Here is a 14432-nt window from a genome sequence, read left to right on the forward strand (position 1 = left end):
CTTTGAGACAAGAAGGTCCAGACCTATTGACATGACTCGAACAGGGCTGGACATTGTGTCTCCCCGGAGGTGACCGATGACGGCCCAGGCGCAGGCAGCCCAGCCCTCGCTGCGCACCACCGTGCGCGATCCGCGACACGGCAGCCGCGCCTCACTGCTGTGGACGCTGTACTTCCATGCCCCGCTCACCCGGCAGGAGCTCGTCCGCCGTACGGGGCTCAGCGCCACCACCGTGCGCACGGCCATCGGCAAACTGATCGCCGAAGGCGTCGTCACCGAAGGCGCCGTCACCAAAAGCCTCATCACCCAAGACGCCGTCACCAGCGGCACCGTCACCAGCGGCACCGTCATCAAAGACGCCGCGACCAAAGACGCCGTCGCCAAAGGCATCGTCACCGAAGGCGTCGTCACCGAGGCGGAATCGGCCCTCGTCGCGGTGGGCCGCCGGGCCGGGGCACGGCTGCGGCTGGTCCCCGAGCACCGGTACGTCATCGGCGTCGAGGTCGCCGACACCCGGGTCCGCGTCGGGCTGTTCGACCTCGCCCTCACCCAACGGGCCGGTGTCGTCTACCCGTTACCCTCCGAAGAGCGCGACGCCGAAACCGTCGTCGGCCACATCCTGACCGGTCTCGACGCCGTCATCGAGGAAGCCGGGATCCCCCAGGGGCACATCCTCGGCGTCGGTATCGGCGTATCGGCCACCGGCTGGAACGCCCTCCCCCTGGAGCGGCTGCTGAGCACCGGCACCGCACTGCCCCTGCACATCGACCACGGCGCCGAGGCCATGGGCCGGGCCGAGATGTGGTTCGGCGCCGGACGCGGCGTCCAGCACGCCGTCGTCGCGGTCATCGGCTCCGGCGTCAGCGCGAGCGTCATCACCCACGGCGCCCCCTACCGGGGCGCCACCAACAGCGCGGGCGAGTGGGGCCACACCACCGTCCAGGCCGGGGGCCGCCGCTGCCGGTGCGGCGCGCGCGGCTGCCTGGAGGCGTACGTCGGCGCCGAGGCGGTCCTGGAGCGCTTCCGGCAGGCCCGGCGCGGCCGTACCATCCCCGGCGTCGACAAGGAGTCCACGTTCGCCGGGCTGCTCGCGGCCGCCGACACCTCATCCGCCGCGCAGCGCGTGCTGGAGGAGGCGGCGGTGTATCTGGGCGCCGGGATCGCCAACCTGGTCAACCTCTTCAACCCGCAGCGGATCATCCTCGGCGGCTGGGCCGGGCTGCTGTTCGGCGCCCGTATGCTGCCCCGGATCCGCGAGACGGTCGCCGCGCAGGCGCTGCGCCGGCCGTACGCCCACACCACCATCGGGCTGTGCCGGGTCGGCCCCCACGCCGTGGCGCTCGGCGCCGCCACCGTCCCCGTCGGCCGCTTCCTCACCGAGGACGCGCACCGTCCCGCCCGTCGCCCGGCCACCGCCCCCCGACGTGCGCTGACGGGCACCCCTCCCGACCGTCCCCCGACCGCCACTCCCCGACGAGCGCTGATGGGCACCCCTCCCACCCGTACGCCCGTGCCATAGCGCCGCGGACCCCGGCCCCCAGCCGCCGGACGCACACCTTCCCCCCACCGGACCGGCACCCACCGGTCCCATCCCCCACACAGGAAGGCACCACCGCTCCATGAGAAAAACTGTGCGCAACACCGTGATCGGTCTGCTCTCCGCGACCGCGCTCGCCGCCACTCCCTGGCTCACCGCCCCGGCCACGGCCACCCCCAAGGCCACCGACACCAAAGCCAACACCGCAGCCGCCGCCGAGTTCACCGACAACTTCGACGGCGCGGCGGGCAGCGGGGTCGACGGCTCCAAGTGGGGCGTGGAGACCGGCGACAACGTCAACAACCACGAGCGTCAGTACTACACCGACGGCAACAAGAACGCGGCGCTGGACGGCAACGGCAACCTCGTCATCACCGCCCGCAAGGAGAACCCGGCCAACTACAACTGCTGGTACGGCCGGTGCGAGTACACCTCCGCCCGCCTCAACACCTCGCAGAAGTTCACCACGGCCTCCGGCCATGTCGAGGCCCGGATGAAGCTGCCCCAGGGCCAGGGCATGTGGCCCGCCTTCTGGATGCTCGGCAATGACATCGGCAGCGCCGGCTGGCCCAACTGCGGCGAGATAGACATCATGGAGAACGTGGGCTTCGAGCCCAGCACCGTCCACGGCACCCTGCACGGCCCCGGCTACTCCGGCTCGGGCGGCATCGGCGCCGGCTACACCCTCCCCAACGGCGGCAAGTTCTCCGACGCCTTCCACACCTTCGCCATCGACTGGTCGCCCAACAAGATCACCTGGTCCGTCGACGGCAACGTCTACCAGACCCGCACCCCCGCCGACCTGAACGGCAACCGCTGGGTCTTCGACCACCCCTTCTACATCATTCTCAACCTGGCCGTCGGCGGCTACTGGCCCGGCGACCCGGACGGCAACACTTCCTTCCCGCAGCAGCTGGTCGTCGACTACGTCAAGGTGACGGGCGGCAGCTGACGGAGACAGCCGATGTGGAAGCCCGCTGAGCGGTGGCCTCAGGCCGTCATCCGGGGCGGACCGCCTCCGAGACCGCCACGATCAGGGCTTCCACATCGGCTCCCCAGCGTGAGACGAGCGTGAGGTCACGGGCCGGGTCCACCCACAAGAGGTGGTTGCCGCCGTTGCCCCGGGCACAGCGCCCGGTCGACGGGGCCTGTGGCCACACCACGCGGCCGTCGTTGAGCCACCAGGACAGCCCGTACTCCGGCTTGACGGAACACGGCGTCCACAGCTCCGCGGTCCAGTGTCGGGACACGACCCGGCGCCCGGCCCACTCCCCGCCCTGCAGGCAGAGTTGGCCGACGCGCGCCAGGTCGAGCGCGCTGATCCACAGCCCGCCGCCCCAATGGGCGCCGCCGGACACCACGGGGAGGCGGATGCCGCCGACGTCCACGTGGGAGTTGGCGTAGCCGTGCCATGACCATGAGGCGGAGGCCCCGATGGGCTCCATGACACGGGTGCGCAGCACTTCCGGCAGCGGACGCCGCACCAGGACGGTGAGCGCGAGCGCCGTCAGATTCACCCGGACGTCGTTGTAGGCCCACCCTTCACCGGGCGGGCCGCCCGCCGACTCCGTGCCCTCGCGGACGCTCTGGGCGTCCACGCGCGTCGGCTTCCCCCACAGCTCGCCCTCCCACTGGCTCGTCTGGTCCAGCAGATGGCGCCAGGTGATCCGGCGCCCGTGCTCGTCCGCGAACTGGGGCAGCTCCACGGAGGTGTGCACGGGCTCGTCCGGCCACAGCAGTCCCTCGTCGAAGGCGACGCCCGCGACGAGGGACAGCACGCTCTTGGTCACGCTGAAGGCCATCTCCACCCGGTTCGGGTCGCCCCAGCGGGCGAGCACCTCTCCGCGCCGTAGGACCACACCACTGGGGCCGTCTCCGCTCAGCAGCGGCCCGAGCACCTCGCGGTGCGAGGCGTCCGCCACCTGCGCCGCGAGATAGCTCTCCATGTCCTCGACCCCGGCCACGGGCCGCCCGGCCCGCTCCCGCACGGCACCTTCCAGCGCGACGGGGTCGACCCCCGCCCAGGCATCACTCACCGAGCCATCCTCCAGGGGCTTCCCTTTCGTGACAATGCCGTCCCCCGTCAACCGCTCGCTCTCCTGCGCTCGATGTCAGTTTCTTACCAGGCGCCGGGGCGCCTTGACCCGCAGGAGGATCAGCAACGCGGAGGCGAGCAACACGACGCCGGAAACAGTGAATACGGTGACGACGCCGCCGATACCGAATATCAGACCGCCCGCGGCGGCCCCGCCGGCGATAGCGGACTGCACGCCCACCACCACGAGCCCGCCCGCACTTTCCGCCTGGTCGGGCACCATGCGAGTCGCCCAGTTCGACCACGCCACCGACACGCCGCCAAAGGCCAGACCCCAGAGGACCACCAGAAATACGTACCCGGCTTGCCCGGCGGGAAGGAGCGCCACGCCCAGTGCCGCGACGCCCATCAGCGCCGGCGTCAGTGTCAACGTCAGGCGCAGGCTGATCTCCAGAAGCCATCCGGACACCAGTGTGCCCACGAGGTTCGCCACTCCGAAGACGAACAACAGCAGCGCCAACGCATCCACGTCGACCTTCACCACGTTTTCCAGAGCGGGCCGGATATAGGTGAACAGCGCGTAGTGCCCAATGTGAACCAGCAGCATTCCTACGATGCCCACCCCGAAGCCCGGGCGGCGCAGCACCTCCCACAAGGTGCCCAGCCGTGCCGTGCCATGGGGCGCCATCCGGGGCAGCGTGAAAAGCTGGAACACCAACGTCACGACCCCGAGTCCGGCCGCCGCCAGGAAGGTGCTGCGCCAGCCGGCCAGCTCGCCGAGGTAGCTGCCGAGCGGCACCGCCACGATGGTCGCCACCGCGATGCCACTGAAGATGATCGATACCGCCCGCGGAACCAGAGCCGCGGGCACCAGACGCATCGCCACCGCCGCGGCCATGCTCCAGAAGCCACCGAGTGCGATACCCAGCAGGATCCGCATCAGCATCAGCACTGCCATATTGGTGGCTACGGCCACCAGCAGATTGGATATGATCAATAGGACGGTGAAGCCGAGCAACACCATCCGTCGGTCGATTCTCCGGGTCAGGCTCGCCGTCAGCAATCCGGAAATCATCGCGGCCGCCGCCGTTACCGTCACCGCCTGCCCCGCCAGAGCTTCCGATACTCCTAGGTCGGCGGCCATCGGAGTCAACAAGCTGGTCGGCAGATATTCCGCCGTGAGCAATCCGAATACACCCATCGCCAGCGAGAACACCGCCGCCCAGGACGGTGCGGCCGGTTCGGGTGGTACCAATTCCCCATCGGCCGCTTCGCCAGGGTTGGCATCGGGCACGGTGGTGCGCACATCGCTACTCAACTGTTTGCTTCTCCCTGAATCGCATGAGAGCTTCGAGTCAAGGCTAAGCACGAATTTCAGGATGAGCTATGACAGAACGTCTGCGATATTTGACCGGGAGTCCGGGCGGGGGGACTCCGGGCGGGGCACCTGCGGATGGGGCACCTGCGGGTGGAGGGTCTGCGGGTGGAGGGCCTGCGGGGCAGTTCGCCCTGTCGTCCGACCTCATCAGCGAACTGCTGACCAGCATGCGGCTGCGCGGTGTCCGGTATCGTCGTGTCCATGCTGGCCCGCGGTTCGGCCTCAATTTCGATGCCAAGCCCGGACGCGCCTATTTTCATTTCCTCGCCGTCGGCTCCGCCGTCCTGCGCACCGAGGACGGAACTGTCCACGAGCTCTCGGCCGGAAATGCCGTATTCATGCCCCATGGCGAGTCCCATCAGCTGCTCTCCGGTCCGGATATACCGGTCCGGGGCATAGACAGTTTCGACGCGGTCCCGCTCAGCAATGCGGTGTGTGATGTGGATGCCTGCCCGAGCACCAACCCGACCCCCAGCGCCATCTTCTTCAACGGCTTCATGGATTTCGACCTCGGCGGAATGCAGGGCCTGAGCCGGCTGATGCCCGATGTCATGCTGGTCGATGCCGAGGGGAAGCGTTACCCCGGGCTCATGCCGATCCTGACGTCCATGAGGCGCGAAGTCTGCGCCGGACGCGTGGGCTTCGCCGGGATCCTCGCCCGTCTGGCCGAAGTGGCGGCGGCCATGATCGTGCGGGGCTGGGTCGAATGCGGATGCGACAACACCTCCGGCCTCGTGGCCGCGTTGCGCGACCCCCGCCTGTCCAGCGCCATCCTGGCCCTGCACCGGCAGCCCGGGCATCACTGGACCGTGGCCGAGCTGGCGGCGGAATGCAATGTCTCCCGGTCCGTCTTCGCGGACCGATTCCAAACCACGATCGGCATGCCGCCCCTCCGCTACGCCACGGAGCTGCGGATGCTCCTCGCCGGGCAGTGGCTGGCCCAGGACACCGTGCCGATCCAGTCCGTGGCGCAACGCCTCGGCTACACCTCGCAGGCCGCTTTCAGCCGTGCCTTCAAACGCGTCACCGGCCGGCCGCCCGGCGCCAGCAGGGACGCCCCACGGTCAAGGGCTGCCGAGGAGGTGGACTGACGCAGGGGGCGGCGTGGCCTCGGGGTTCATGGACACCTTCTGTGCCACCGCGGCCGCGCGGGTCTGTGACCGGATCGAGGACGCTGACGGGGAGATTCGGGCCTTCGTCCCCGAACCCGGCCGCCGTGAGCGGTTGTTGCGTGAGGCGCGGATGGCCGACCAGCGGTGGGACGGTTCGGGCGGGCGGCCGGCCTTGTTCGGCGTGCCGGTGGGCGTCAAGGACATCGTGCACGTCGACGGGTTGCCCACGCGGGCCGGTTCGGACGTTCCGGCCGAGGCGCTGGCCGGGCCGCAGGCGTCGCTCATTGGCCGGCTGCGGGCGGCGGGGGCGCTGGTGGCGGGCAAGACCGTCACCGCCGAGTTCGCCGTGACCGCTCCCGGTCCCACCCGTAATCCGCACCATCTCGGCCACACCCCGGGCGGCTCCAGCAGCGGTTCGGCCGCGGCCGTCGCGGCGGGGATGGTGCCGCTGGCGGTCGGGACCCAGACGATCGGTTCGATGATCCGCCCGGCCGCCTACTGCGGGGTCGTCGGCTTCAAGCCGACCCACGGCCGCGTCCCCTCCGACGGCGTGATCGCCAACGCCCCGACCTTCGACACCGTGGGCCTCTTCGCTCCCGACGTGGCGACTCTCGCCCCGGCGGCGGCCGTGCTGTGCGACGGATGGCGGCCGTCCGGCGACGGCGGGGGGCGACGGGGCGGCGGCCGGTGCTCGGCATCCCGCTCGGCCCGTACCTCGACCGCGCCGACGCCGAGGCCAGGAGCTCCTTCGAGGAGCGGGCGGGGCGCCTGGAGGCGGCCGGTTTCACGGTCCGCCGCGTGCCCTTCCCGGACGACTTCGACCGGGTCGTGCGGAACGGGTGGTGATCGGCCGTTACGAACTGGCGCGGACCCACGCCGTATGGTTTCCGCGCTACGCGGAGCGGTACCGCGAGCAGACCGCCGAGGCGATCCGGCAGGGGCAGCGGATCGGCGACGACGCGTACGCCGCGGCGCTGCGCGCCCGTGCCGCCTTCCGCGACCGGCTGGTGGCCGCCATGGACCGGGACGGCATCGACCTGTGGATCACCCCGGCCGCCACGGGCCCCGCGCCATACGGCCTGCAGAGCACCGGCGACTCCGTGATGAGCCTCCCCTGGAGCTACGCGGGAGTCCCGGCCCTCGCCCTGCCCGCGGGGCGGGCGGCCAACTCACTTCCGCTGGGCGTGCAGTGCGTGGCCCGGCCGGGGGCGGACGAGCGATTGCTGGGATGGGCCCTCGATCTGGAGTCGACCCTCGTCGGGTCGTCCACACCCGTATGATGGGTATCCACTCCCATTGTACGGAGTTGGGGACGAGATGAGTGCCACATGGTGGCTTATGCAAGGTGAGGCCGCAGTCGGCGAGTTACGCCAGTACGGGGTCGACCACCCGGTTTTTCTGTGCCATTTCACGCCGGGACCGGCCTGGGAAGCCGTCCGGGCGCATTTCGAGGCATGGTCCGCACTGCGCGGACCGGACCCCGACGGAAGCCGTACCGCCCACGTCATCCGGTCCATCATGGACCTCGGGCTGCGGCTGGTCCCCACGGACGACAGCCCCTCGATGACGCTGTTCACCGAATGCATCCTGCGCATCGACGGCCATACCGCCCGGCTGCGCTGCTGACGTGCCGCCGCGCACGTCCGGTTCCCCCGCCGCTCCGGGCGGGTGGCGGGTAGCGTGCACCCATGGACATCGGTGATGTGGTCGAGGACTTCGAGCTGCCGGACGAGAACGGCGCCGCCCGTTCACTCAGTGGGCTGCTGGCGGACGGTCCGGTGGTGCTGTTCTTCTATCCGGCGGCCTTCACCCCCGGCTGTACCAAACAGGCGTGCCACTTCCGGGACATCGCGGCGGAGTTCAAGGAACTCGGCGCCCAGCCGGTCGGGGTCAGCGCCGATTCGGTCGAAAAGCAGGCGGAGTTCGCCCATGCGTACTCCTTCGGCTATCCGCTGCTGTCGGATCCGGAGGGGACCGTACGGCAGCGGTTCGGGGTGAAGCGCGGGATCGCGGCGGTGCCGACCAAGCGGGTCACCTTTGTGATTGACACCGACCGCAAGGTGCTGGAGATCGTCAAGAGTGAGTTCCGGATGAGCGTGCACGCTGACCGGGCGCTCGAGGCGCTGCGCGCCAGGAGCGCGTAAGGCCGCCTGACGCGGCCGCGTACGGCAGGCCGAAGACACGTGCCGGCGGGGGTGTTGGCGGAGGTGAGGCGCGGGGGGGTCTTCCCCCACCCCGCCCCTTCCCGAACCGGGGCGCTGCCCCGGCCCCCGCTCGGGCTACGCCCCAGACCCCGTTCTGAGGGCTCCGCCCCCGAACCCCCGGCGGGGGCAGCCTCTTGGACTGCCCCCGCACTCTTGTGACCAGCGGGCGCGGTGCGGGCGACGCGAGTGTCAGCTCAGCCGCGAGAACGTGAACGAGAACTCGGCCGGCGCCACGTCCAGGCGGTGCTCGTCCAGCACCCCCGGGCCGCAGGACTGGGTGCCGATGCCCTGCTGCCCGTGGTCCAGGTTCACCCACACCGTCTCGTTCGACGCGTCGAGATCCGGGGTGTGCTCGGCCGCGTCGAGCTGCTCGGTGGTCCAGCGGCGCGCGGTGAACCAGAAGGCCGGCTCGCCCTCGATCCGCACCCCCGAGCCGTCGGGCGCGGTCAGCCGCACCCAGCGGACATCGATCCGGGCGCCGTTCTCCTGCGGGCGGACGTACGGCGTCTGGAGCTCGTCGACCGACAGCGCCCATCGCCCCACCCGCGCGGCGGCACGCGTGTCCGGGTACGCCTCGCCGGGGCCGCCGCCGAACCACTCGGCCTCGCCCAGCGCGGCCGGGACCCCGAACCGCAGGCCCAGGCGTGGCAGCGGGCAGGTCCACTCGCCCAGCGGGGTGACCGAGACCGCCAGGCTCAGCCGTCCGTCCTCATCGGCGGTCCAGCGGTAGACCGTCTCCAGACCGAAGTCGACGGCGGCGGGCGCGACGCGGGTACGGACGGTCAGCGCGCCGTCCGGCGTCGTCTCCACCGCGTCGGTCCGGTGCCGCACCCGGTGCAGCCCGAACCGGCGCCAGATCAGGCCCCAGCGCTCGTCCGGCTGCCAGGACGCGCCGTTGTCGTTGTCCGTGGGCGCGCGCCAGATGTCCAGCCGGGGCGGTTCGGTGACGGGCAGCCCGCCGAGCGCAGTCAGGGCGCCGGTGGCCGCGTCGAAGACGCCCGGGCCGAGCACGATCCGGTCGCCGTCGCGGCGCGGCGCCTCCCCCGAGGCGAGGGTACGCGCCCGGCCGGTGCCGGGAGCGGCGGCGGGGAACTGGGCCCAGGCCACCGTATGGCCCGCCTCGGCCCACGCCGTCGCCGCCGCGAGCCGCGCCTCGACGGTCCACCGGGTCTCCGCCCCCGCCTCGGCGGCGGGCGGTGCCGGGAGCTTCAGATCGGCGGACTCGCCCGGGGGCAGCGGCTCCACCGCCAGCTCACCCGAGCCGATCGCCTCGCCCTCCGCCTCATAGCTCCAGGAGAAGACGAGATGGGACAGACCGGCGAAGTCATGGCCGTTGGTGATCCGGACCGTGCCCTGTGCCCCGTCGCCCTCGATCCGCACCGGCTCGATGACCTTCTTGTACTCGATCAGCCCCGGGGAGGGGGTGCGGTCGGGGAAGACCAGCCCGTCGCAGACGAAGTTCCCGTCGTGCAGTTCCTCGCCGAAGTCCCCGCCGTACACGTGGTAGAAGCGGCCGTCGGGGGCGCGCCGGGTGAAGCCGTGGTCGATCCACTCCCAGACGAAACCGCCCTGGCAGCGCTCATGCGCCTCGAACAGCCGCTGGTACTCGCCCAGTCCGCCCGGCCCGTTGCCCATGGCGTGCGCGTACTCGCACTGGATGAACGGCAGCGCCCGGCGCTTGGCGTCCAGCTCCGGATCGCCCCACGGCGCCTCGGTGCGCCGGCCGATCTGGTCGACCTCCTCGTGCGGCGCGTACATCCGCGAGTAGACGTCCGTATCGGCGCAGGACAGATCGCCCTCGTAGTGGATCACCCGGGACGGGTCGCGCTCCCGGATCCAGTCGGCCATGGCGGACAGCCCGCGTCCGGTGCCGCACTCATTGCCCAGCGACCACATCACGATGGACGGGTGGTTCTTGTCGCGCTCGACCATGCGCTCGGCGCGGTCGAGCAGCGCCGGGGTCCAGCGGTCGTCGTCCACCGGGTTGTTCCGCCAGTCCAGGACGCCGAAGCCATGGGTCTCCAGATCGCATTCGTCGATCACCCACAGCCCCAGCTCGTCGCAGAGCCCTAGGAAGGCCGGATGCGGCGGATAGTGGCTGGTGCGCACGGCGTTGATGTTGTGCTGCTTCATCAGCACCAGATCGCGGCGCATGGTCGCGAGGTCCACGGCCCGCCCGTTCTCCGGGTGGAACTCATGCCGGTTGACGCCGCGGAAGAGCACCCGCCGCCCGTTGACCTTGAGCAGCCCGTCCTCGACCACCACGGTACGGAAGCCCACGTGCAGCGAGACGCTCTCGCCCACGGTGGTCAGCCGCGCCTCGTACAGCCGGGGCGTCTCCGCCGTCCACGGCTCGACGGGGACGGTGGCGCTCTCCCCGGTGGCCAGGTCAAGACCCAGTTCGGGGACGGTGATCCGGCCGCCGGGGTCGGAGTCGATCCGCAGCGTGCCCTCGCCGGTGGTGTGGTCGTACGAGGCGTGGACGAAGTAGTCGGCGAGCGCGCCCTCGGGGCGGTGCTCCAGCGTCACCTCACGGAAGATGCCGGGCAGCCACCACTGGTCCTGGTCCTCCAGATAGCTCCCGGAGGACCACTGGTGGACGCGGACGGCCAGCACGTTCCCCGACGGCTTGAGCAGACCCCCGACCTCGAACTCATGCGGCAGCCGGCTGCCCTTGAAGGTGCCGAGCTCCTCGCCGTTGAGCCAGACCCGGGCGCATGACTCGACGCCCTCGAAGCGCAGCACCGCCTCCCCGCCCTCCGGCCAGTCGCCGGGCAGGTCGAAGACGCGCAGATGGTCGCCGGTCGGGTTCTCGGCGGGGACGTGCGGCGGATCCACCGGGAAGGGATAGAGCACATTGGTGTAGATCGGCGCCCCGTGGCCGTGCAGCACCCAGTGGCCGGGCACCGGGAGCTCGTCCCAGCCGCGGGCGTCGTAGCCGGGGCGGGCGAAGGAGTCGTCCTCGGCGGTGGCGGTCGGCGACAGCCGGAAGGACCACGTCCCGTTCAGGCTCAGCCGCGCGGCGTCGGAGGATGGAGTCCAGGGGCGGGGCGGCAGCGCTCCCGCACCGGGGGAGACGTCCTCGTAGTAGGGCAGTGGTGTGTGCTGCGTGGAGCTCATCGTTCTCCTCCGCGGTTCCTTGGTGTGGTGCGGCGGTTCTTCAGTCCCACCGACGCGAGCGAGCCCTCCAGGGCGAAGGTCGCCGCGCCGAGGCTCACGGGGTTGGACGGGATCGGGCACAGCACGATCTCGGTGTTCGCCAGCGGGCGGCGCAGCGCGCGCACCGCCACCGCCGCGCGCACCTCGGCGAGCAGCGGCTCCCCGAGGGCGGCCGCGACCCAGCTGCTGAGCACGATCACTTCCGGGTTGAGCAGATTGATCAGATCGGCGAGGGCGGCGCCGAGATAGCGCGCGGTGGTGTGCACGACCTGCACGGCCACCGGATCGCCTGCCGTAAGGCCCCGGCCGAGCGCCTCGATGGTGGCCGTCTGGTCGTCCGGACGCAGCAGCGGGCTGTCCGGGCTCAGCTCGCGCAGATTCCGCATGATGCCGGGGGCGCCGACATAGGTCTCCACACATCCCTGGTTGCCGCAGTGGCACTGCCGTCCGTCCAGGATGAGGGTGGTGTGCCCCCATTCCCCGGCGCTGTTGCTGACCCCGCGGTGCAGGGTGCCGCCGAGCGCCAGCCCGGCCCCCACGCCCGTACCGAGGTTGACCACCACGGCGTCGTTCCGCCCGCGCGCCGCCCCGAACCACTGCTCGGCCACGGTGCAGGCGCGCAGCGGATTGTCGAGGTGCAGGGGATAGGGGATGTGCTCGGCCAGCAGCCGCAGCAGCGGGACGTCATGCCAGTCCCAGTTGGGCGCGAAGACCGAGACCCCGCCCTCGCGGTCCACCTGCCCCGGCATGCTGACGCCGACGCCCAGCACCCGGTCCGCGGCCACGCCCGCCTGCCCGACCACCGAGGACACGGCGTCCGCGATACGCGCCACCACCTTGCCCGGGTCGTTCTCCTCCGGGCGCAACTCCTCGTCCGCGCGGGCCAGGACGGTCAGCGCCAGATCGAACAGCTCGACATGGATATACGTCTCCGCCACATCCACGCCGATCAGCGCGGCGCCCGAGGAGTTGACCGCGATGAGACCGCGCGGCCGGCCGCCGTCGGAGTCCTCGTAGCCGACCTCGACCAGCATCCCGAGGTCGAGCAGCTCACCGACGAGATTCGCCACGGTGGCCAGGCTCAGCTCGGTCGCGGCGGCCACCTCCTGCCGGGAGACGGGGGATTGGGCGACGATATGGCGCAGCACTCCGTAGCGGTTGGCGGTGCGTATATCGCGGGATGTGCGCTTCACGCCGGAATCCCCTCTGCGCGGCAGATGCGGAGCCGTGCTGTGCCGTGCTCTGCCGGCTGCCGCGCCAGGCTAGAGCGTGGGCCAGACCATGGACAACCCCTTAGACCAACCCCTGTACGAAGGGCTGGGGCAGCGGGGGAGGCCATGGGGTAGTGGCTTTGAGCACCGTGCGTCAGCCGGTTGTGAGTACCGCGCGGACGACGGGTCCGGCGGCATCCCCGCCGTGGCCGCCGCCGGTGACCACGGCGGCGGCTGCCACATCGTTCCGGTAGGCGGTGAACCAGGCGTTGGTCTTGGGCTGGCCGTCGATCTCGGCCGAACCCGTCTTGGCCCCGATGTCGCCGGTGAGCCCGGACATCGCCCGGGCGGCGGTGCCGCTCGTCGCGGTCAGCCGCATCATCGCCCTGAGCTGCGACCTGGTGGCCGGGCTGAGGCTGCGGTCGCTGGTGGCGATCTCCCGGTGGTCGACCGAGCGCGGCACGATGACGGGCTGCTTGAAGGTGCCGGTCTGGGCGGTGGCCGCGATGGAGGCGATAGTGAGCGGGTTCATCTGGACCGTGCCCTGGCCGATCATGGCGGCGGCCTTGTCGTCGCCGCTTCCGCCCGGCACCTCGCCGTCGAACGTGGTGACGCCCACCCGCCAGTTCAGCCCGAGGCCGAACACGGTCCGCGCCTCCTGGGTCACCGCGCCATCGGGCACGGCCCCGGCGAGCGAGACGAACGCGGTGTTGCAGGACGCCGCGAAGTCCTGCGCGAAGGTGGCGCCGGGGTTCTCGCTGTCCTCGACGTTGTGGAATGTCATGCCCTGTGCGTACGCCGCCGTCTTCGGGCACGGCACCAGGTGGCCCGGGCTGACCTTGCCCGCCTCCAACAGGGTGGCCGCGGTGACTATCTTGAACGTCGACCCCGGCGCCGTCTGCCCCTGCAGCGCGGCGTTGAACTCGGCCTGGTCGGAGTTGGCCACCGCCAGGATCTCCCCGGTGCTGGGCTTGAGCGCCACCACGGAGGCGCCGTTGCGCGCGGCCACCGCCTTCTCCGCGCGCTTCTGCACCCCGGCGTCGAGGGTGGTGCGCAGCGTGCCCGGCGTGCCCTTCTTCACCATATGAAGCATCGCTCCGGCGGTCCCGTCGGCCTTGACCGCCGACACCTCCACCCGCGCCGTGCCCCCGGCGTCCGCTCCGTATCTCGCCCGCAGCGCGATCAGTACCGGGTCGAGCGAGGGATAACGGCCCTGCCGCAGCTCCTTGCCGTCGCGGTCCAGCACCCGCACCGGCGGATTGTCCGCCAGGTCCGTCCGTACGGACTCATTGGCCGCGAGCTTGGGATGGAGGACCGAGGGCCGCCAGTCGACCAGCGGCTTCTTGGTCGTCCGGCCGCGCACCACGGTCAGCCGTGACGCATACGTCCAGCTCGAACGGGTCTTGTCGAAGACCACTTCGGCCTTGACGGTGAACGGCACCATGGTGCCCCGCGCCGTGCCCGGGGTGACCGTCACCTTCTGCACATGGCCGTCGTCGCGATAGCCGCTCAGCGCGCCGATGGCCGCCTCGGCGTCGTTGGTCAGCCCGGCGGCCAGCATGTCATTGCCGTCCGCCCATGCGTCCAGGAATTCCCGGGCGGTCCGCCGGGTCTCGTCCGCGGTCACCGGACCGTCATGGGCCGCGGTGGTATCGCCGCTGGTCACGCCCGTGTAGAGGTTGTATCCGCCGTACCCGGCGACGCCCAGAAGCCCCGCCGCCACCGTTCCGAAGACGACCTTGCCCACAGCCCCCATGGCGTCCCCCGCTTTTCAGATGTGGTCGGCTCGTGCCGCT

At 71.1% G+C, this 14432-nt stretch carries 12 protein-coding genes and 1 pseudogene; 8 read left to right on the forward strand and 5 right to left on the reverse strand.

Features of this window, described 5'->3' with window-relative positions:
* Positions 1 to 76: 76 nt before the first annotated feature.
* Entirely contained in the window at positions 77 to 1519 is a 1443-nt protein-coding gene (locus tag CGL27_RS39980; protein ID WP_119992430.1) for an ROK family transcriptional regulator, read from the forward strand.
* A gap of 100 nt (positions 1520 to 1619) precedes the next feature.
* Complete coding sequence (locus CGL27_RS39985; RefSeq protein ID WP_119992431.1) at positions 1620 to 2489, forward strand: glycoside hydrolase family 16 protein; 870 nt, start codon at positions 1620 to 1622, stop codon at positions 2487 to 2489.
* Between the two features lie 46 nt (positions 2490 to 2535).
* On the opposite strand, the gene CGL27_RS39990 is transcribed toward CGL27_RS39985, so the two are convergent.
* The gene (locus tag CGL27_RS39990) at positions 2536 to 3573 is read right to left on the reverse strand and encodes a serine hydrolase (protein ID WP_240450807.1); all 1038 of its coding nucleotides are present in this window, start codon (positions 3571 to 3573) and stop codon (positions 2536 to 2538) included.
* A 75-nt stretch (positions 3574 to 3648) separates the two neighbouring features.
* Positions 3649 to 4878, reverse strand: coding sequence for an MFS transporter (locus tag CGL27_RS39995; protein WP_240450808.1), 1230 nt, complete (start codon positions 4876 to 4878; stop codon positions 3649 to 3651).
* A gap of 80 nt (positions 4879 to 4958) precedes the next feature.
* On the opposite strand from CGL27_RS39995, the gene CGL27_RS40000 reads away from it, so the two are divergent.
* The 6 genes and pseudogenes from CGL27_RS40000 to CGL27_RS40015 all read left to right on the forward strand — a co-directional run bounded on the left by CGL27_RS40000 (position 4959) and on the right by CGL27_RS40015 (position 8206).
* On the forward strand, positions 4959 to 6041 hold the full coding sequence (locus CGL27_RS40000; RefSeq protein ID WP_119992432.1) for an AraC family transcriptional regulator: 1083 nt from the start codon (positions 4959 to 4961) through the stop codon (positions 6039 to 6041).
* A gap of 28 nt (positions 6042 to 6069) precedes the next feature.
* Positions 6070 to 6645: pseudogene (locus tag CGL27_RS53660) on the forward strand (amidase); the annotation flags it as partial.
* A 59-nt stretch (positions 6646 to 6704) separates the two neighbouring features.
* Positions 6705 to 6908 carry a hypothetical protein gene (locus CGL27_RS53665; RefSeq protein ID WP_346345764.1) on the forward strand — a complete coding sequence of 68 codons (204 nt, stop codon included), beginning with the start codon at positions 6705 to 6707 and terminating at the stop codon, positions 6906 to 6908.
* Complete coding sequence (locus CGL27_RS53670; protein WP_346345765.1) at positions 6905 to 7342, forward strand: amidase family protein; 438 nt, start codon at positions 6905 to 6907, stop codon at positions 7340 to 7342. Before CGL27_RS53665 ends, CGL27_RS53670 begins: the two co-directional genes overlap by 4 nt.
* 37 nt (positions 7343 to 7379) lie before the next feature.
* Positions 7380 to 7688, forward strand: coding sequence for a hypothetical protein (locus tag CGL27_RS40010; RefSeq protein WP_119992433.1), 309 nt, complete (start codon positions 7380 to 7382; stop codon positions 7686 to 7688).
* A gap of 62 nt (positions 7689 to 7750) precedes the next feature.
* A complete protein-coding gene (locus CGL27_RS40015; protein ID WP_119992434.1) occupies positions 7751 to 8206 on the forward strand; it encodes a peroxiredoxin in 456 nt (151 codons plus the stop codon).
* Positions 8207 to 8455: 249 nt separating this feature from the next.
* Here the strand turns inward: CGL27_RS40015 and CGL27_RS40020 are convergent, their stop codons facing one another.
* The 3 genes from CGL27_RS40020 to CGL27_RS40030 all read right to left on the reverse strand — a co-directional run bounded on the left by CGL27_RS40020 (position 8456) and on the right by CGL27_RS40030 (position 14392).
* Entirely contained in the window at positions 8456 to 11386 is a 2931-nt protein-coding gene (locus CGL27_RS40020) for a glycoside hydrolase family 2 TIM barrel-domain containing protein (protein WP_119992435.1), read from the reverse strand.
* Positions 11383 to 12618, reverse strand: coding sequence for an ROK family protein (locus CGL27_RS40025; protein WP_119992436.1), 1236 nt, complete (start codon positions 12616 to 12618; stop codon positions 11383 to 11385). The genes CGL27_RS40020 and CGL27_RS40025 overlap by 4 nt, the downstream gene beginning before the upstream one ends.
* A gap of 172 nt (positions 12619 to 12790) precedes the next feature.
* Entirely contained in the window at positions 12791 to 14392 is a 1602-nt protein-coding gene (locus tag CGL27_RS40030) for a penicillin-binding transpeptidase domain-containing protein (RefSeq protein ID WP_119992437.1), read from the reverse strand.
* Between the last annotated feature and the right edge of the window lie 40 nt (positions 14393 to 14432).

The sequence above is a fragment of the Streptomyces sp. 11-1-2 genome (assembly GCF_003595545.1).
GTDB lineage: Bacteria > Actinomycetota > Actinomycetes > Streptomycetales > Streptomycetaceae > Streptomyces > Streptomyces hygroscopicus_B.